This window comes from Virgibacillus carmonensis (genome assembly GCF_057836705.1).
In genome coordinates, this window is record NZ_JBYQFJ010000002.1 from 68,403 (window position 1) to 87,645 (window position 19,243).

At 38.1% G+C, this 19,243-nt stretch carries 17 protein-coding genes; 1 reads left to right on the plus strand and 16 read right to left on the minus strand.

Annotated features, from left to right (window positions below; translation table 11 throughout):
- Positions 1–234: 234 nt before the first annotated feature.
- The 13 genes from AC3G7N_RS01650 to uvrB all read right to left on the minus strand — a co-directional run bounded on the left by AC3G7N_RS01650 (position 235) and on the right by uvrB (position 13,497).
- Positions 235–1,893, minus strand: a complete 1,659-nt coding sequence (locus tag AC3G7N_RS01650; protein WP_489420397.1) for a glycerol-3-phosphate dehydrogenase/oxidase — start codon at positions 1,891–1,893, stop codon at positions 235–237.
- Positions 1,894–2,124: 231 nt separating this feature from the next.
- On the minus strand, positions 2,125–2,664 hold the full coding sequence (locus tag AC3G7N_RS01655; RefSeq protein ID WP_489420398.1) for a glycerol-3-phosphate responsive antiterminator: 540 nt from the start codon (positions 2,662–2,664) through the stop codon (positions 2,125–2,127).
- Positions 2,665–2,686: 22 nt separating this feature from the next.
- Complete coding sequence (locus AC3G7N_RS01660; protein ID WP_489420399.1) at positions 2,687–3,205, minus strand: acyltransferase; 519 nt, start codon at positions 3,203–3,205, stop codon at positions 2,687–2,689.
- 3 nt (positions 3,206–3,208) lie between these two features.
- Positions 3,209–3,844 (minus strand): pyrophosphatase PpaX, encoded by a 636-nt coding sequence (gene ppaX, locus AC3G7N_RS01665; protein ID WP_489420400.1) that lies wholly within the window; start codon positions 3,842–3,844, stop codon positions 3,209–3,211.
- Positions 3,819–4,778 (minus strand): nucleoside recognition domain-containing protein, encoded by a 960-nt coding sequence (locus AC3G7N_RS01670; RefSeq protein ID WP_489420401.1) that lies wholly within the window; start codon positions 4,776–4,778, stop codon positions 3,819–3,821. Before AC3G7N_RS01670 ends, ppaX begins: the two co-directional genes overlap by 26 nt.
- Before the next feature lie 30 nt (positions 4,779–4,808).
- Positions 4,809–5,657: a prolipoprotein diacylglyceryl transferase gene (lgt, locus tag AC3G7N_RS01675; protein ID WP_489420402.1), complete on the minus strand. Its 849-nt coding sequence runs from the start codon at positions 5,655–5,657 to the stop codon at positions 4,809–4,811.
- An 18-nt stretch (positions 5,658–5,675) separates the two neighbouring features.
- On the minus strand, positions 5,676–6,605 hold the full coding sequence (hprK, locus tag AC3G7N_RS01680) for an HPr(Ser) kinase/phosphatase (protein ID WP_489420403.1): 930 nt from the start codon (positions 6,603–6,605) through the stop codon (positions 5,676–5,678).
- 195 nt (positions 6,606–6,800) lie between these two features.
- Complete coding sequence (locus AC3G7N_RS01685) at positions 6,801–7,160, minus strand: phage holin family protein (RefSeq protein WP_489420404.1); 360 nt, start codon at positions 7,158–7,160, stop codon at positions 6,801–6,803.
- Positions 7,160–7,354 (minus strand): PspC domain-containing protein, encoded by a 195-nt coding sequence (locus tag AC3G7N_RS01690; RefSeq protein ID WP_489420405.1) that lies wholly within the window; start codon positions 7,352–7,354, stop codon positions 7,160–7,162. The genes AC3G7N_RS01685 and AC3G7N_RS01690 overlap by 1 nt, the downstream gene beginning before the upstream one ends.
- A 21-nt stretch (positions 7,355–7,375) precedes the next feature.
- The gene (bshB2, locus tag AC3G7N_RS01695; RefSeq protein WP_489420586.1) at positions 7,376–8,047 is read right to left on the minus strand and encodes a bacillithiol biosynthesis deacetylase BshB2; all 672 of its coding nucleotides are present in this window, start codon (positions 8,045–8,047) and stop codon (positions 7,376–7,378) included.
- Positions 8,048–8,078: 31 nt separating this feature from the next.
- Complete coding sequence (locus AC3G7N_RS01700) at positions 8,079–8,432, minus strand: YojF family protein (protein WP_489420406.1); 354 nt, start codon at positions 8,430–8,432, stop codon at positions 8,079–8,081.
- 198 nt (positions 8,433–8,630) lie between these two features.
- Positions 8,631–11,507, minus strand: coding sequence for an excinuclease ABC subunit UvrA (gene uvrA, locus AC3G7N_RS01705; RefSeq protein WP_489420407.1), 2,877 nt, complete (start codon positions 11,505–11,507; stop codon positions 8,631–8,633).
- A gap of 7 nt (positions 11,508–11,514) precedes the next feature.
- Positions 11,515–13,497 (minus strand): excinuclease ABC subunit UvrB, encoded by a 1,983-nt coding sequence (gene uvrB, locus AC3G7N_RS01710; protein WP_489420408.1) that lies wholly within the window; start codon positions 13,495–13,497, stop codon positions 11,515–11,517.
- Between the two features lie 220 nt (positions 13,498–13,717).
- On the opposite strand from uvrB, the gene AC3G7N_RS01715 reads away from it, so the two are divergent.
- Complete coding sequence (locus tag AC3G7N_RS01715) at positions 13,718–14,470, plus strand: FixH family protein (protein WP_489420409.1); 753 nt, start codon at positions 13,718–13,720, stop codon at positions 14,468–14,470.
- A gap of 284 nt (positions 14,471–14,754) precedes the next feature.
- Here the strand turns inward: AC3G7N_RS01715 and AC3G7N_RS01720 are convergent, their stop codons facing one another.
- From AC3G7N_RS01720 to AC3G7N_RS01730, 3 genes are all read right to left on the minus strand, one after another.
- Positions 14,755–15,951, minus strand: coding sequence for a PDZ domain-containing protein (locus tag AC3G7N_RS01720; protein ID WP_489420410.1), 1,197 nt, complete (start codon positions 15,949–15,951; stop codon positions 14,755–14,757).
- 243 nt (positions 15,952–16,194) lie between these two features.
- Positions 16,195–17,652 (minus strand): S41 family peptidase, encoded by a 1,458-nt coding sequence (locus tag AC3G7N_RS01725; protein ID WP_489420411.1) that lies wholly within the window; start codon positions 17,650–17,652, stop codon positions 16,195–16,197.
- A 166-nt stretch (positions 17,653–17,818) separates the two neighbouring features.
- A complete protein-coding gene (locus AC3G7N_RS01730) occupies positions 17,819–19,210 on the minus strand; it encodes a murein hydrolase activator EnvC family protein (protein WP_489420412.1) in 1,392 nt (463 codons plus the stop codon).
- Between the last annotated feature and the right edge of the window lie 33 nt (positions 19,211–19,243).

Below are 19,243 nucleotides of genomic sequence, written 5' to 3' on the forward strand. Positions count from 1 at the left end.
TGTCGAAACATATCGAAATAAATTATACCACACATGGAAGTAGAATTATAGATGACAGCAGTTGGACATCTTACAAGGGCGGTAGGATTGTGGATATGGCATTGGTGAAAGTTTTGAATTGACATAAGACTTTTGCTTGTTCATCAGTATTTCTGGGTTTCATCAATAATCTGAGCTTGTCATCGCAGAGAAAAAGACTCTAATCCAAGACCAATTTGGATTAGAGTCTTTGTACTAGTTAACTGGCGTTACTGCTTCATGCAACAATTTATTTAGCTCAACGATATATTCTTGTTTCTGTACATCTGGCCATTTAAATGCAGATGCCATATAGTCAATCACCGAATCTTTATGTGCCCGAACCCATTGAATATCAAAGTATAATGCTCCAGTTCTTCGAATAAAGAAATCGACAGGCTTGTAAACCAATTCTTGTTCTACGCCATACAAAAGTTCTGCAAAGACAATTGGCTCAATACCCGCTTGTCTTGCTTCTTCTTGTTTGTTTTCGTAAAAGGAGAATAACACATCTATATTTGCTCCGTATTTTTGAACGAGTAATTCAGCTGTTTCTTCCTTGATTCCCACTCCAACAGCTTCAGCGATTTTTAGCTTTTTAAACGCTACAAACCCTTCCGATCCACCAACTTCCCCACCAGAGATTGGTAAGTCACGCGTCTCTGATTTTGTATACATAATCTGTTCTTCTTTTTTCAACTGATCAACCACCGTATTTACTGCATGTTCAGCCATTTTTCGGTATCCAGTAAGCTTACCTCCAGCCATTGAAAGTAGACCTGAATCAGAGGTAAATATTTCGTCTTTACGTGAGATTTCACCAGGTTTTTTTCCCTCTTCTGAAATCAGTGGGCGTAATCCCGCCCAGCTTGATTCAACATCTTCTGCCGTCACATCAAGTGAAGGAAACATATAATTAATGGCATGAATTAAATACTTGCGGTCATCCTCTGTCATAGTAGGATGTTCGATATCTCCCTCATAGGTAGTGTCCGTCGTTCCAACATATGTCTTGCTATTTCGCGGAATGGCAAAAATCATTCGGCCATCTGGTGCATCAAAATAAATTGCCTGCTTTAATGGAAATTGCTTCTGGGATAATACAAGATGTACCCCTTTTGTCAGGTGAAGCGTTTTACCTTTTTTGGATCCGTCAATTTCACGAATATCATCTACCCACGGACCTCCCGCATTCACTACTTTTTTTGCATAGACCTTTCTTTTTTCGCCAGTAAGCTGATCTTCCACAATGACACCAATAACCTTTTTATCCTCATATAAAAATTCCACTGCTTTGGTATAGTTGATTGCGTGGGCCCCGTGTTGAACTGCCTTTTTCATTACTTCAATTGTTAACCTAGCATCATCCGTTTTATATTCTACATAGTATCCTGCGCCTTTTAGCCCATCCTTTTTAATAAGTGGCTCCCGTTTCAATGCTTCATCAGGACGAAACATTTTTCGATGCTCATTCTTTTTTACACCTGCTAAGAAATCATATACTCTTAGTCCTAAATTTGTTGTTAATGGACCAAAATTCCCTCCTTTATGAAAAGGAAGCATCATCCATTCTGGTGTAGTCACGTGTGGTCCGTTTTCATACACAATCGCACGTTCTTTGCCAACCTCTGCAACCATTTTTACTTCAAACTGCTTTAAATAACGCAACCCTCCATGAACAAGCTTGGATGAGCGACTTGATGTTCCAGCTGCAAAGTCGTTCATTTCAATGGTTCCTGTTCGAAGCCCTCTAGTAGCAGCATCAAGTGTGATTCCAGCACCAGTAATACCCCCACCAATTACCAGAAGATCTAATTGTTGTTCCGTTAAATTTTGATAAATATCATTCCGCTTATGACTTGAAAATAAGGTCATTCGTATTTCACTCCTATATCCACTATAAAATTTCATCTATTATACAATTACCCCAAATACGAGGCATTCATGTAAGGTGGAATACAAAAAAACCACAAAACGAACTAATGTGAGAACATTAGTGTTTTGTGGTTTCTCCTTCTCTCCGACCAATACTATTAACTTACATTCATCATACCATAAAGCAAACTTATCTCATAGAAAAATGTTTTTTTATTATCCCAAGGCAATCTACCATAAATCGGTTTTAGAGGTTGAAACAGCTATTGCACCTGCCCCCAATGCTTCATCAACTTCTTTTCTTTCTGTGATAAGTCCACCGGCAATTATTGGTGTATTCGTTCTTTTGGAAATGGTCTTTATAAAACTCGGTATTAAACCAGGGAGAACCTCTATACAATCTGGTTTGATACGTTGTATTAATGTCCGATTATGTTCAATGGCTAAACTATCTAATAAGAAAATACGTTGGATTGCCAATAGTTGTTGTTTCTTTGCTAATCCAATGACATTTCCTCTTGTGGAAATAATTCCGTCAGGTTTTATCTCCCTTAAAATATACTCCATACCATATTCATCTGTCTTTAACCCTTGAATTAAATCAAAATGAATGATTACTTTTTTACCTGAACGATGTGCATACTCAACCAAACTTTTTAATTGGGATAGCCTTGTCTCCAATAGAACTATCATTTCAGGTTTCGCCACTAATGCTTTGTCAAAGTCTTTCATTGTGCGGACTGCAGGTAGTATACCGGATGGCAAATTCAATTAGTTCACCCTCCAATTAGAGTTAAAATGTATCATCCAATGATCTTTTTTCCATCTCTTCTTTTGTGTAAATGGTTTTCATCGGGTTTCCTCCTACAAAACAGCCTGCTGGTACATCCTTATGAACTAACGTACCAGCAGACACAATTGCTTGATTCCCAATTGTTATACCAGGGAGAACCGTTGTATTGGCACCAATCATAACATTGTCGCCAATGCTAACTTCCCCAATTCGATATTCTTTAATTAAGTATTCATGCGCTAAAATCGTGGTATTATAGCCAATAATTGTATTTGTGCCAATTGTTATTTTTTCAGGGAACATTACATCAGGCATTACCATTAAAGCAAAGGCTGTTTTTCTTCCCACATTCATTCTCAGGAACGTTCGATACAACCAATTTTTAAACGACAAAAATGGTGAATACCGTGCTAGTTGAATAACAATGAAATTTTTCATTACCTTCCGAAAAGGAACCGTTTCATAAATCTGCCATAAGGAATTAGCCTTTTCCACGCGATGACGTGTTGTATTCCGCATTTGTCACACCCCTACAATTGTGTACAAATCGCGCATATCCTCGAGCATATAAGTTGGATTTAATTGCTCTAATGATTCTTTTCCTTTAATAGTCCATGCTACACCAGCTGTTTGAACACCAGCATTTTGCCCAGCTTCAATATCATGGAAATTATCACCTACCATTAATGTAGAAGTAGCGTCCGCGCCAACCTCGTTCATAGCTTTTACAATCGGTTCAGGGTGTGGTTTTGCGTTGGTAACATCGTCTAGCGTAATAACTGTATCAAAAAATTCATCAAGCCCCACAAGCTTTAACCCCATATTAACTCCGGTACGCATTTTGGTTGTGACAATACCTAATTTAATGTCTTTTTCCTTTAACCGTTTTAACGTTTCAACGACAAATGGATATGCTTCAACAAAATTGTCATGGTGATGTAAATTGTGGTCACGATAAACTTGAATCATTTCTTCAGATTTAGTCGGATCAACTTTATCAAACGTATCTTTTAGGGTTGGGCCAATAAAAGGCAACGTTTCTTCCCGGGTGATTGGTAGTTTATAATGCTCAAAGGTATGCAAAAAAGATGCAATAATTAATTCATTTGTATCAATCAATGTTCCATCAAGATCAAAAAGTATTGTATGAATTTTCATTTGATGTTTCCTTCCTTCGTACATGATCAGTGCGTTTCCATACTAGAGAAACAACCATTGTCAATAAAATCGCCGTAATGAGACGTATAACGAGTAATGGCCAAACCGGTATACCCAGCGGAATAAAGATAAGCGTATCCTCTACAACCGCGTGACAGGATACGAGAAATATCAATGCCAAGTACATATCCCGTTTAGACACACCGTCCTCTTTAACAGCTTGAATCATTAGTCCAGCCCCATATGCTAACCCAATGGTAAGCCCTGCAACCAGTGTCATTGATGTGTTTCTTTCCATTCCTAATAATTTTGTGAAAGGTGCTAACCCGTTTGAAAGTTTAGTTAACCATCCTTTTTCACGGAGATATTGCATGATTACCATCAGAGGAATAACGATTAGAGCAAGCTGAGCAACAGCGACTAGTGCAGTCTGAACGCCTAGCAACCCAATTTCACTCCAGCCATTCAGTGCCTCAGGTTGGGATGATATTAATCCATATTGCGCTTGTTCCGCTCCACCATCCCACAGTAAATTGATCGCCACACCGGCAGTAACGGCTAATGTTATACGAATCCCTCCAATAAGCCATGCGCTCACTCCAACCCTCGATGCGACAGTTGACTCAATAAATAGATTGTGGGAAAACGAAAGCATCATGGCCATGATGAAGACTTCTTTTACCGAAAAATCAAAAGAGACAATAGCCGCAATTCCAGCATATAAATTCAATGCATTTCCCAAAACCAGTGGGACTGCCGCTTCTCCTGATAATCCGAATAATCCCATAATCGGGCTGATCTGTTTAATAATCCATGGCAAGACCGGTGTATATTGAAGAATCGTTATAAGTAAAGTTATTGGGAAAATAACTTTACCTAACGTCCATGTAACCTGTAATCCCTGCTGCAAACCTCGTTGTAATATTCCGTACACACTAGATCCCTCTTCCTGCTGATGAAATTGCTATTTTTTCTTTTTCTTCGTCTCGATTTTTGTACCATCGTAGCGTTTGTTCGCTATGCGTGATTTTCTGCGATATACAATTAGCGCAATTGCACCAACCACCAGTATAACCGAAATCAATTGTGCCGCTCGAAGCTGTCCAACTACATACAAACTATCAGTCCGCATTCCCTCGATGAAAAAACGACCAACTGAATAAGAAATTACGTAGCTTAAGAACACTTCACCGCGTAATGGATTGTATCTTCGTAAGATAAGTAGAAAGATTAACACGAGAATATTCCAAAATGACTCATATAAAAAAGTAGGATGATACATCGTGCCACCAATACACATTTGATTCATAATAAAGTCTGGTAAGTATTGATGAAAATTAGTGTAGGTAGCTTCCGAAATTGCACCGCCATGTGCCTCTTGGTTCATAAAATTACCCCAGCGTCCAATAGCTTGTCCTAGAATGATTCCTGGTGCAGCAATATCAACAAGCTGCCAAAAAGATAATTTCTTCACACGCGCATAGACAATAGCAGTGAGAACTGCTCCAATTAATGCGCCATGTATAGCAATTCCACCATTCCATATCGCAAAAATATCCCACCAAGAGCCTTCTGCATATTCTTCCCATTCAAAAATAACATAGTACGCTCGTGCACTAATAATAGCTATCGGAATCGCAAAAACAACAAGGTCCACAAAAATATCTTTTTTTAGACCTAAACGATCCGATTCTTTTGTAGCTATGTATAGACCGAGAAAGGCTCCAAACGCAATAATTAATCCATACCAATAGATCGTTAATGGACCAAGTTCAATTAACACACGGTCAAGCGTTGGTGCACTACAAGTCATTTCTATCACTCCAGTCTATTATTTCTCTTTTTCTTGATCAATCATACTAGTTAATCGTTCTGAAAATTCTTCTGCTGCATTAACTCCCATCCGTTTTAAGCGGAAATTCATTGCTGCAACCTCGATAATGACTGCTAAATTTCGTCCAGGTCTTACCGGAATAATCGCCTTTGGAACGTTAACATCCATAATTTTCATATACTCCTCATCGAGCCCTAAACGATCATATTGCTTTTTTTGATCCCAAATTTCCAAATCGATAATAAATGAGATCTTTTTAAAGTTCCGAACAGACCCTGCCCCAAACAAAGTCATCACATTGATGATTCCTAAACCACGAATTTCCAATAAATGTTCAATAAGCGGAGGTGAATTACCAATAAGTCTATCATAATCCTCCTGACGAATTTCCACACTATCATCTGCAACAAGGCGATGACCACGTTTCACAAGTTCAAGAGCGGTTTCACTTTTACCAACACCACTTTGTCCAGTTATCAAAACCCCGATACCATAAATATCAACTAAAACACCATGAATAGCTGTTGACGGAGCAAATTTTGCCTCCAAGTAATTCGTCAATCTACTTATGACACGCGTCGTTTTCCGTGGTGAATGTAAAATTGGAACTCCGGATATGTTCGCAGCCTCAATCATGACCTCTGGAATTTCCATGTCGCGCGTAACCACAATTCCCGGTGTAACATCTGTGCAAAGGCGATCAAAGCGTTCTCTTTGCATCTCTCCACTTAACTCCAAAAAGTACGCCATTTCCGTCTTTCCAATTAACTGTAAGCGTTCTTTAGGATAATACTTAAAAAATCCAGTTATTTGAATGCCAGGACGCGCAATGTCACTTGTAGTAATTTCTCTATGTATGCCATCTTTTCCTGCTACTAGTGTTAAATTAAAATTATCTAACAGATCTTCTGTGCGAACAATTGTCATTTTATGTCCCTCCGCTTAATTAAACCTAACTGTTTTTTATTGTAGCATATATTTTACAAGTGAAGAACGCTAAAGAATCATTAAAAAATTCACCATTCGCCACGTACTTAATAACGAATGGCGAAGTTTGTCTTATTCCGGCGTCTTCTTTCCTTACGCGCAAAAAATCGCGAGAACTCAGCCCGCGATTTCCCCCTATCTTCTTATAGTATCTTTTACCAACTGGTTTAAAAGTAAATTTAAAACAGAAATGATGATGGATGCGATAAGTGCTATACCGAATCCATTAATAACAAATGCATCATCCATTAATCCTTGGGTAATCATTAATGTGATAGCATTAATAACAAATAAGAATAACCCGAATGTAACAAACGTTATAGGTAGTGTCAGTATGATTAGGATTGGCTTAACAATAATATTTAAAATGGAAAGAATTATACTCGCAATCAGTGCTGTTCCAAAGCCTTCCAATTGAAAGTCGGCAAATAATTGAGCAACAGCGATCAGTGCAATAGCATTCAGAAATATTGATATAAACCAACGCAAGAACATTAACGTATTTCCTGTTCTTTTGGTATGATAATCATTGCCGCGAAATAAATTAGCAACAATACAAAGACGCTCATAATTGTTAGGATTACAAAGACTACTCGTACAATCGTTGAATCGATACTAAAATAATGAGCTAATCCACCTAAAACGCCAGCAACCATCCGATCTGAATTTGACCTCGTTAGACGCTTCATAATTTATATACCTCCTTATTATTATCCGTCATATTTCCAAATATAAAATCGCTCTTTACCTAACCTTTTTTTCGCTTCTTCTTTTAAATCTGCTGCAATTTCAGGATTCTCCCGAAACTTGCTTAGTATTCCATCTGCCTGCGATTTGTGTGCGGAAATGGCTTCCATTTTTTTATCAAAGTGATTCGAAATATCGTTACGAATATCTGGTACCCCTAAATCATCATAAAATGTGTTGGTAATTGCCTGTGCCCAAACAGTTGGACGACTTTCCGGATCCATTAAACCAACAGCCTCAATTGTTGCAGCACCTAATGCATCGTGATCAGGATGGACAGCGTGCCCTGGATAATGCGTAATTACCAGACTTGGTTTAATTTCTTCAAGGATGCTTTTTAGATTTCTAGCTACTTCCATACAATCCTCAAATTCGAGTGTTTTATCACGGTATCCTAGCATCCGAACATCCATGTCGAGAACCTGACAAGCTTGAATAAGTTCTTCCTTCCGAATTTCCGGCAATGTTTCTCGATTAGCAAACGTTGGTGAACCCATATTTCGTCCCATTTCTCCAAGTGTTCCACATAAATAAGTGACAGGAACTCCTTGTTCCCGAAATTCTGTAATCGTACCTGAAGCACCAAAAGACTCGTCATCTGGGTGTGGGTATATGACTACTACGTGTTTTTCCATTTTATTCACCATTCCTTTTTGTAATTCCGATTTAATGTTTAAAAGGGGTTTCGCTAATTTCAAGAGATACCATCAGCCTGCCTTCACGGTCATGACCTGCCATTAACAAGCGATTATCACGATCTAATACCCAATCCGTTAGTCCTTCAGCATAGATCCAGCCGAGATCCATTTTTAATCCTGTTCGATACGTTTTACCATTTCCTACAATTTTTGCTTGTGAGAAATTCACTTTAGCATTACGGATATATGCGCCTACATTGTAGGCTTTATCATCAAAATGACTTGCATAAGCACCATTAGTTGTCTCTAAATGCACATAAACTTCTTTATTACAAAAGTTATCCAGTATCTGTTGTACGTTGTTTAATTCAATTGGTTTCATCTACTGTTCCTCCCAAAACTACCTTCTCTATTCACCTTACCCAAATCGCGCACACTCGTCAAAAATTCTGCCCGACTATCAACCTCTAAAAGTTTGTTCACTGTCGTGCTTCTGAAATCTACTGTCCGTCACAGACGATTTACATTCCCCATTCAAACGAAGAAAGTAGTAGGCTCATCGAAATGAGACTACTACTCTTTATTTTAATCCAACTTTTTCTTTTTCAGCCATGTCCGTTTCCATCCGCTTCTTATCGCGTTCAAGTATAGGTTTTAAATAATGCCCAGTATACGATTCTTCTTGTTCCGCGATATGCTCGGGACTTCCAGCAGCAATGATTTGCCCGCCTCGATCGCCACCCTCAGGTCCAAGGTCAATAATATGATCAGCTGTTTTAATCACATCCAAATTATGTTCGATAATTAAGACAGTATCTCCATTATCAACTAATCGCTGAAGGACAGCTAACAATCGTCTAATATCATCCACATGCAAGCCTGTAGTAGGTTCATCCAAAATATAAAACGACTTACCTGTAGAGCGTCGGTGTAGTTCACTAGCTAATTTTACACGCTGTGCTTCCCCACCTGACAGGGTAGTTGCAGGCTGACCTAGCTTAATGTAACCTAAACCAACATCAAATATCGTTTGCAACTTGCGACTGATTTTAGGTATATTTGCAAAGAAATCAACCGCTTCTTCAATTGTCATACCTAAAATTTCTGCAATGCTTTTCCCCTTATATTTCACCTCAAGTGTTTCCCGATTGTACCGCTTGCCATGACACACTTCACATGGTACATAAACATCCGGCAAGAAATGCATGGCAATTTTAATTATTCCATCACCACGGCAGGCTTCACAACGACCACCTTTAACGTTAAAACTGAAGCGTCCCTTTTTATAGCCTCTTACTTTTGCCTCATTTGTTTGAGCAAAAACATCGCGTATATCATCAAATACACCAGTATAGGTTGCTGGATTCGACCGTGGCGTTCGGCCGATTGGTGACTGATCAATATCGATTACTTTTTCGATATTTTTCATGCCATTTATCTTTTTATGTTTCCCTGGTTTATGTTTTCCGCGGTAAAGAGATTTAGCTAGGCCCTTATATAAAATTTCATTGACCAGCGTACTCTTCCCCGAGCCAGAAACACCAGTTACTACCGTCATTAGACCAATTGGAAATTTAGCTGAAACGCTTTTCAAGTTATTTTCCTCTGCTCCAACAACTTCTACTGCGTTTTTCTTCGGTTTGCGCCGCTTTGTTGGTAAAGGAATATATTTTTTTCCAGATAAATATTCGGCTGTTAAGGATGATTTATTTTTCATAACCTTTTCTGGTGTACCACTTGCGACAATTTCTCCACCATGCTCACCAGCACCTGGCCCGATATCGATTAAATAATCTGCGGCTAGCATTGTATCCTCATCGTGTTCCACAACGATCAACGTATTATCTAAATCTCTCATCCGTTTCAATGTTTCAATCAACCGGTCATTATCGCGCTGGTGTAAACCAATTGATGGCTCATCAAGTACATATAATACCCCCGTCAATGCTGAACCAATTTGGGTTGCTAATCGTATTCGTTGTGCCTCACCGCCTGATAATGTTCCGGCAGCTCGCGACAATGTAAGATAATCAAGCCCTACATTATCTAAGAAATCCAGTCGATTACATATTTCTTTCAAAATCATATGAGCAATTGTCTTTTCCTTTTCCGACAAATCAAGATTGGAAAAGAACGCCATTGCTTCTGTAATAGAATAATCCGTTACCATACTTATATGCTTGTTATTAACCAGCACTGCAAGCGCTTCTTCCTTTAAACGATATCCTTTACAGGTTGGGCAGTGTTTTTGAGCCATGTATTTTTCTAATTGCTCACGGATGAAATCAGACGATGTATCTCTGTAGCGTCGCTCAATATTTTTTAACACACCTTCAAACTCGACAGTGTTATCACGAACTGCACCAAAGTCATTTACGTAATGAAAATGAATTTTCTCTTTACCACTACCATATAAAATTCTGTCCAATTGATCTTTTGGCAAGTCTTTAACAGGTGTATTCATATTGATATCATAATGCTTACATACACTTTTTAAGAGCTCTGGGTAGTATTGTGAACTAATCGGTTCCCAAGCAGCGATTGCATGTTTCTTTAACGATTTATTCCAATCAGGGATAACTAAATCCAGATCCACCTCTAAATTCGTTCCTAATCCATCACACGTTGGGCAGGCACCATATGGACTGTTGAATGAAAATAAGCGTGGTTCTAATTCACTAATCGAAAATCCACAGATGGGACATGCATGGTTTTCGCTGAATTTCAGCTCTTCCTCCCCAATTACGTCCACGATAAGGTTTCCTTCACCTAATCTTAAAGCTGTTTCAATTGAATCACCAAGCCTCGTAGCAACACCATCTTTCACAACTATCCGATCAACAACAACCTCAATGGAATGTTTTTTATTTTTCTCAAGATTAAATTCCTCGTTTATTTCCCGCATCTCATTATCCACACGAATTCGAACATAACCTTCTTGTTTCAACCGTTCGAAGGTTTTTACATGTTCCCCTTTCCGTCCAGAAACAACCGGTGCAAGGATCTGCATTTTGGTTTTTTCAGGATATTCGAGAATACGATCCACCATTTGTTGTATTGTTTGTGAGCTAATTTCGATTCCGTGTCTTGGACAGGTGGGTCTACCGACACGAGCGAAAAGCAGGCGTAAATAATCATAAATCTCTGTAACAGTACCCACCGTTGAGCGAGGGTTTTTGCTCGTTGTTTTTTGATCAATCGAAATAGCCGGTGATAGACCTTCAATTGAGTCAACATCAGGTTTATCCATTTGACCCAAAAACTGACGGGCATATGCTGATAACGATTCCACATATCTACGTTGACCTTCTGCATAGATTGTATCAAAAGCCAGAGAGGATTTACCGGAACCAGATAATCCTGTCATAACAACTAGTTTATTTTTGGGAATAGTTATATCGATATTTTTTAAATTATGCGCTCTGGCGCCTTTAATCTCAATTGATTTACTAGCCATGTACCTGTCATCCTCCCGCTTTAAGTTCAAGTAAAATATCACGTAGCTCTGCTGCTTTTTCAAAATCAAGTGCTTTGGCAGCGGCTTTCATTTCTTTTTCCATATTTTCAACCGCCTTGACTTTTTCTTTCTTAGTTAGCTTAGAAAGGCTTTTCGTTTTTTCTTCGTATTCGGTTTCATCCTCAGCAACAAAAGTAGCCCGAATCACATCACGCACTTCTTTTTTAATCGTTGTAGGCGTAATGTTATGTTTCTCATTGTAGGCGGTTTGCTTTTCGCGTCTTCTTGTTGTTTCATCTATCGCTACTTGCATCGATTTCGTTATTCTATCAGCATACATCACAACTTCACCATGCTCATTACGTGCTGCACGTCCCATCGTTTGGATAAGAGAGCGTTCAGAACGCAAGAAACCTTCCTTGTCTGCATCCAATATAGCGACAAGGGAAACCTCTGGAATATCAAGCCCCTCACGTAGCAGGTTAATACCTATTAATACATCATACTTTCCAACACGTAGATCACGAATGACTTCAATCCGTTCCAGTGTTTTAATCTCAGAATGCAAATACGCAACTTTAATTCCAAGTTCTTTTAAGTAATCAGTGAGATCTTCCGACATCTTTTTCGTCAAGGTTGTTACCAAGACACGTTCTTTTCGCTCTGACCGTTTATTTATTTCTCCAATCAAATTATCAATTTGGCCATCGATTGGCCGAATGTCTATTTTGGGATCAAGTAGGCCTGTAGGTCGAATGATTTGCTCAGTCATATCCGGTGAGTGTTCCAGCTCATATGGGCCAGGTGTTGCTGATACGTAAATAAGTTGATTCGTTTTCTCCTCAAATTCCCCAAACCTAAGCGGTCGATTATCAAGTGCTGATGGCAACCGGAAACCATGATCTACTAAAACCTGTTTCCGAGCTTGGTCACCGTTAAACATCCCCCTGATTTGTGGCAATGTCGCGTGTGACTCATCCACCACAACTAAGAAGTCATCTGGAAAGTAATCAAACAATGTATATGGGGTAGCCCCTTCCGCGCGTAGCGTCAAATGTCTGGAATAGTTTTCAATGCCTGAACAATAACCCATTTCATTCATCATTTCGATATCATAGTTCGTACGTTGCTCAATTCGTTGCGCTTCTAAAAGCTTGTTTTCAGATCGTAGCACTTTTAACCGTTCTTCTAATTCGGATTCGATATTTTTAATCGCAATTTTCAACTTTTCCTCACGCGTAACAAAGTGGGATGCTGGATAAATAGCAATATGTTCACGGTCCCCTATTATTTCTCCAGTTAACGCATCTACTTCACGAATCCGATCAATTTCATCGCCAAAAAACTCAATCCGAATACAGTGTTCCTCTCTCGACGCTGGAATCACTTCTACTGAATCCCCGCGCACACGAAATGTTCCACGCTGAAAATTAATGTCATTTCTTGCATATTGTATATCCACTAAATCATGTAGCAATTGATCTCGATCTTTTTCCATACCCATTCTGAGTGAAAGAACATGACTCCCATATTCTTCAGGTGAACCTAAACCATAAATACATGATACACTTGCAACGACTAATACATCATTTCTTTCAAAAAGAGAAGATGTCGCTGAATGTCTTAATTTATCTATTTCATCATTAATACTTGAATCCTTTTCAATAAATGTATCACTAGATGGTACGTATGCTTCAGGTTGATAATAGTCATAAAAACTAACAAAGTATTCCACAGCATTATTTGGAAAAAATTCCTTAAACTCACTATACAATTGGCCTGCTAAAGTTTTATTATGCGCAATAACTAGCGTTGGTCTATTTATTTCTGTCAGAACATTTGAAACGGTAAATGTTTTACCCGTTCCTGTTGCTCCCAACAATGTTTGATGGTTTTGTCCTGCTTTAATTCGTTCAACTAATTCTTTAATAGCTTTTGGTTGGTCTCCGCTTGGCTTATATTGGGACACTAGGTCAAATTTATTTTTCATAAAGCAAGCCTCCGTTCTGATTCCTACATCTAGTCTATCATATTTGTCTAACAATTTTAACATAAACACGAACAAATATTCGATATTTTTGCTTGCATCCTATTATCAATAATACCCACTTTATCGTTTTTAAAATCGTTCACAAAGGATTCAATTGTTTGTGGCTTTATAATCCTATATAATCGAAATTGAGAACAACATGAATTGAAAGGATTTTAGTATGAAAAAACTCTTGTTTCTAACAATAATTATTGTTTTATTAAGCGCTTGTGGTAAAAACGATGAATCAACAAAAAATACAGATGGTGATATGATTGAACCAATTGATGCGAAACTTGAAATTCCGAAAAAAGCGGAAGTCAATAAAGCTGTTACATTTTCAGTAACCGTCAATCAAGGCGAGGAAGCTGTTAAAGATGCAAACGATATTGAATTCGAGGTTTGGAAAAATGGAGAAAAAGCAGCGAGCCAGATGATCAAGGCCAAACATCAAAAAAATGGTGTTTATACTGCTGAAAGGACCTTCAAAGAAAATGGGATCTATTATGTTCAATCACATGTAACTGCGCGTAACATGCATACCATGCCTAAGTCCGAAATTAAAGTTGGAGTAGTAGATACGGATGCAGCTAAAACGGATCAAAAAGATGATGCGGAATCTAGTGAAGACCATCACCATCATGGAAACACAACAATTAATTTTCATCTACCAGAAACGCTTACAGCTAACGCGGCAAACACCTATGTCGCAGTGGTTACACACAAAAGTGAACCTCTAGAAAATGCGCTTGTACGTTTGGAAGTTTGGAAAGACGGCAGTGAAAAACACAATTATGTGAATTTAAACGAATCGGAAACCGGTACCTATCGAGAAGAAATGTCACTAGAAGATAAAGGAACCTACCATATCACAGTACATGTAGAAAAAAAGAAAATCCACACCCACAAGGAATTTAAAGTAGAAGTGGAATAAACAGAACAAAAGCGCAAGTTGCCGGTTTATTGGCCGTATGACTTGTGCCCACGCAGCCGTGTCCTTCTTCCCCATAAGTTAAAGGAAACACGAAGAGCCTTAAGTAATAAGGACGTTCGACTATTGTCGAACCGTTATCGCAAGAAGGTCCGAGAAATGGGCACTGGCCGATAAAAACACCACGTCCTGTACGTCGGAGCTGGACGTGGCCGAAAATGTAACCCCCTTTCCACTGGGTTTCAAATTTATAATTAGTAAAGCATCAGCCGGGCAGGCTGATGCTTTTATTTAGCATTTATATACTTCTTACTAGAAAGGTATTTGTCTTTTACAAAGATAAGGCCTAACTCATGATGATCATTTTGATAGAAGGCGCTCTGTAAAAACCTTACTTCACCAGCAATATCTAATACCTCCAGTTTAAAAAATGCTCCGCTCTTTTGAAGAAAGTAATAGAATTCATTAACATCCTGAATCGGTTGCCCATTTACTTTACTTATTGTTTCACCAATCTTTATCTCAAGTCTATCTGCAGGTGTATTTGGTATAATTGCGATAACAGTCAAACCCCGAAGGTTCCTGCTGAAAAAGGATTGTCTTCCACTATCCATCACACGATGTTTATAACTGATAAACTCACGTCCTAAAATTGCAACAATAGCCGCAACTATGGATAAACTCCAGAAGTACATACTTCCTACAGCAAGTACTAACACCAGCATTCCTAAAACGCCAATTTTTTTGCCAAGTTGTTTAGCAGCCTTTTCAGGTAACCGACTTTTAACGGAGTGATTAAAACCTATCATAAATGGAATTAGCAACAGACTGTAGGTTTCTCCGCTAACTGAAATATGTGGCCAATAGGATGCGAATGGAGTGATTAAACCAGTCGGTACCAATGTGAAAAAGGGGATAATGCTAAGCTTTCTAAGATGATGAAGACCAATCCATTTCCCTCTTGGTCCCAACTCCAAGTCCGGATAAGCCTCACGTCGCTTGAACCGGTATGTTAAAAATGCCTCTACAAGCAAAAATAAACCAATAAGTATGGAAACGCCAACAAAGTTAAGGTTGTTAAATAAATCGATGTCCACGTATGACTGGTTTTTGATAATGGTAGGCATAAATAATAGTAATAACAATGTGATGCCTAGTGTATAACTTGGAGAAAGCAAGGTAAAACGTACCGATAAACTTAATAAAATAGTAACTAAACAAATTAGTGCCAATGTTTCATAAGAAAATATAATTCCTACTCCAATACAAATTCCCGAAATTAGGATACCTGCCATAATAGAAATGAACCCTGTACCTTTCCATTCAGAAAAAACATCAAATATTTTCGCACCAAAATTAGTACGTTCCCTTCTTATTCTACGCAGCCCCGCAAATAAGAAAAGTAAAAAAATCCAGTAGGTTAATGGATTTAAAAATAATCTACCAATGCCCTTTACGATTTCTATTCCCCATGCTTCAACCATAATAATCACCTTCCATAAAACTACTCCGCACTCTTTTATGTATTCGCCATAAATTGCTAATTTCCTGCAATAGTGCAAACACGCTTCTGCTATTAGTATAGCGCTAATTGTCCTGAAAAAAATAAAATTCGCGAGTTCCCCCCGCGAATTGTTATATTATCTAGTTTCAACGCCCGTTGTTTTTACCTGAATACTACTTGCGATGAACAATGCAGCATTAGCTTGGGTACTTGAGTTTTTCAATTAATATAAGCTATTTAATGCTTTTTCAAGCTGTTTGTCATCTTTACCGCTGCTAATTTTTTCGACTATCTTGCTTTCAATTAATCCCGCGGTCTCTTTATCAATTTCACCGGTCACTTCTAAATCAAAATCTGACTGGAAGTTTTTCACGGCCTCTACTGTTTCTTTATTATAATAACCGTCATTCCTATCCGGATTATATCCTAATCCACGAAGCATGAGTTGAATGTTCTCTATTTTTTCTCCTGTATGGTTATATGTTAATGGTTCCTCTATTTGGATTGGGTTCGAGTAAAAGTAATCAGGTTGTTCAACCTTTATGGTTGGCTTAACGCCCTTTTCATGAATCCAATTTCCTTCCGGAGAAAGCCATTTATAAAATGTTAACTTAATAGTGCTTCCATCACCGAATGGAATTGCTTTCTGGACGGTTCCCTTACCATAACTCTTTGTACCTACTACGTCATAGCCAGCTTCTTTCATTGCTACCGCTAGAATTTCTGAAGCAGAAGCACTACCTTCATTAACTAATACACTTATTGGATATGGCTTTTTCTCTTTTAATTGAGAATAGTAAGGTGTTTTTTTACCATTGCTGTCTTCAATCTGAACATATGGCATGTCGTCAGTTATGAATTGTTTCAATATTTCTTCAACAGATTGTAACAAGCCTCCTGGATTGCCACGAACATCAATAACTAATCCTTCCATTCCATTATCCTCGAGATCTGAAAGTTGCTTCTTAAAATCATCTGCTGTTTTCTCGGAAAATGTCGTGATTTCAATTACGCCTGTCTTTTTGTCGTCAATTGTCTTCATCTCAGAATAAACAGTTTCAAGTGGTATATTATCTCGAGTAATTGTAACATCAAACGGTTCTGTTACTCCTGGTCGCTTAATTTCTAGAACAACCTCTGAGCCCTTTTTCCCTCTGATTTTCTCAACAGCTTCAAATAAATCAAGACCTTGTATACTTTCATTGTTTACACTAAGTACCTGGTCATTTGGACGTAATCCAGATTCTTCTGCGGGTGAATCCTTTATAGGAGCAATGATAGTAACAGTGTCATTAACCATGCTTACTTCTGCACCGATACCTTCAAAAGAAGATTCAATTGTTTCATTGAAGTTCTTCATGGTCTCAACATCCATATATGTACTATAAGGATCTTCAAGTGTATCAAGCATTCCTTGAACTGCACCTTCTATTAATTGTTGTTCTTCCACGTCCTCTAAATAATTTTGTTTAATTAAGTTATAGGCCTGAACAACTTTATCCATATTTTTTGGTTTTTCAGATGGGACATCCTGACCTTCACCTGAATTGTTTAGTACAAGTTCTTCTGTATCCTGGATTTGATTTGATTGCGCTAGTTGAACTCCAAAATATGCACCACCAAAACCTAAAATTAAAGCACCAATTAACACCAAAACGATATGTTGCTTTTTAAAATTCATTACTTCACCCCTATTAACTTTAGACTAATAAGAACAGCGCAAGCGCCCGTTAATCACCCTAAGACGTTAACTTATACTTCTTTACATCTATAAAAAGGCATCACACCATAATGTGCGATGCCTTTAATATTATAGTTTATGCCAAACAATTGCAAATACATGCTACTTAATTTAAAAATTGTGCTGGATTAACAGAACTTGAGTTTCCGCTGTAAGTTCCAACATGAACTTCAAAATGCAAGTGGGAGCCAGTAGATAATCCAGTGCTACCCATGTAGCCGATTATTTCTCCCTGCTCTACGTAACGTCCACCTCCGATTGCAGTACTAGACATATGTGCATATAGAGTAGTATAATCAGTGCCGTTTATATTCCCTGCTACAATAACATGGTTGCCAAATGAACTAGCATAATTCACAGGCATCGCATAGCCGGAAATTGAAGCACGAATCGGTGTACCTAATGGACCTGAAATATCAACACCAGCATGCAATCTTGAAATTGGTAAAATTGGGTGATCACGCATACCGTAGTTAGATACACGACTTCCGGCTGCGGGCCAAATAAAACCAGTATTAGATGATGGCGCAGAAAGGTGTTCTAAATTGCTAGACTCTTTCGGTTCTGGTTCACTTTCCTCGGTAGCTTGTGCTGCTGCTTTTTCTTTAGCAGCCTGCTCCGCTGCTCTTTCCTTGGCAGCTTGTTCACGTGCGGCTTTTTCTTTTCTAGCTTTTTCGAGTGCGATTTGTTGTAACCTTGCTATTTCATCTTCTGCCGCTTTCATAGACTGCTGTAACTCGGCTTCTTGATCATGTAGGTCTGTTTCCTGATCTTCTAGTGTTTCTTTATGATTTTCTAAATTAACATGTTCAGCCTCTAACTGTGCCATTAGTTCTTCTTTTTTAGCTATTTGATCATCTAATTGTGTCTTAAGTGAAACTAACTCTTGCTTTTGATCTTTTAAAGCCTCTTTTTTACTTACAACTTCTTTTTTCTTATCTTCTACTTCTCTTTTCTCAGCTAAGTGAGTTTCCATAATGTTTTTATCTTGATCCATTATTGTGTTCACCGCAGATGAGCGGCTGACAAAATCCCCAAAATTTTGTGAGCCAAGAATTACTTCTATGTAACGCATATCTCCACCGTTTTGTTGGATTGTACGTAGGCGTTCTTTCAAAAGTTTTTCTCGCTTTTTTATACTTTCCTTCAACTCTTTAATATCAACTTTAAGTTGTTCAATCTCTATATTGGTATCTGTTATTTCTTTTTCTTTTCCCTGGATAGAGGATTTAGTTGTTGCTAATTTACCATTTATTTTTTCTATTTCATTTGTTACCTTTTCTTGTTTTGTAAGGTTTGTATCAATGTCCTCTTTTGTCTCTTCTTTTTTATTACGAATATCTTTTTGTTTTTCATTTACTTCTTCTTTCTTTGACTCAATCTCATTCACCTTATTTTTTGCATCTTCAATTGTAGATGCAGAAACAGATTGTAAATTTAATAGAGTACTAGTCGCGATTAATACTGCAATTAAAACAAAAGACATAACTTTATTCATCCCGTATTCAGCCCCTTTTTCTAAAGTTGGTTT

What these genes read in the sequence shown, in the direction of transcription:
- hprK (WP_489420403.1), bottom strand. Translation starts at nt 6,605, where the DNA reads ATGACAATTGTTCGCACAGAAGATCTGTTAGATAATTTTAATTTAACA.
- AC3G7N_RS01660 (WP_489420399.1), bottom strand. Translation starts at nt 3,205, where the DNA reads ATGCGGAATACAACACGTCATCGCGTGGAAAAGGCTAATTCCTTATGG.
- bshB2 (WP_489420586.1), bottom strand. Translation starts at nt 8,047, where the DNA reads ATGGAAAAACACGTAGTAGTCATATACCCACACCCAGATGACGAGTCT.
- AC3G7N_RS01690 (WP_489420405.1), bottom strand. Translation starts at nt 7,354, where the DNA reads ATGAAGCGTCTAACGAGGTCAAATTCAGATCGGATGGTTGCTGGCGTT.
- uvrA (WP_489420407.1), bottom strand. Translation starts at nt 11,507, where the DNA reads ATGGCTAGTAAATCAATTGAGATTAAAGGCGCCAGAGCGCATAATTTA.
- AC3G7N_RS01720 (WP_489420410.1), bottom strand. Translation starts at nt 15,951, where the DNA reads ATGGTTGAAGCATGGGGAATAGAAATCGTAAAGGGCATTGGTAGATTA.
- ppaX (WP_489420400.1), bottom strand. Translation starts at nt 3,844, where the DNA reads ATGAAAATTCATACAATACTTTTTGATCTTGATGGAACATTGATTGAT.
- AC3G7N_RS01715 (WP_489420409.1), top strand. Translation starts at nt 13,718, where the DNA reads ATGAAAAAACTCTTGTTTCTAACAATAATTATTGTTTTATTAAGCGCT.
- AC3G7N_RS01725 (WP_489420411.1), bottom strand. Translation starts at nt 17,652, where the DNA reads ATGAATTTTAAAAAGCAACATATCGTTTTGGTGTTAATTGGTGCTTTA.
- lgt (WP_489420402.1), bottom strand. Translation starts at nt 5,657, where the DNA reads ATGACTTGTAGTGCACCAACGCTTGACCGTGTGTTAATTGAACTTGGT.
- uvrB (WP_489420408.1), bottom strand. Translation starts at nt 13,497, where the DNA reads ATGAAAAATAAATTTGACCTAGTGTCCCAATATAAGCCAAGCGGAGAC.
- AC3G7N_RS01650 (WP_489420397.1), bottom strand. Translation starts at nt 1,893, where the DNA reads ATGACCTTATTTTCAAGTCATAAGCGGAATGATATTTATCAAAATTTA.
- AC3G7N_RS01685 (WP_489420404.1), bottom strand. Translation starts at nt 7,160, where the DNA reads ATGTTCTTGCGTTGGTTTATATCAATATTTCTGAATGCTATTGCACTG.
- AC3G7N_RS01730 (WP_489420412.1), bottom strand. Translation starts at nt 19,210, where the DNA reads ATGAATAAAGTTATGTCTTTTGTTTTAATTGCAGTATTAATCGCGACT.
- AC3G7N_RS01700 (WP_489420406.1), bottom strand. Translation starts at nt 8,432, where the DNA reads ATGAAACCAATTGAATTAAACAACGTACAACAGATACTGGATAACTTT.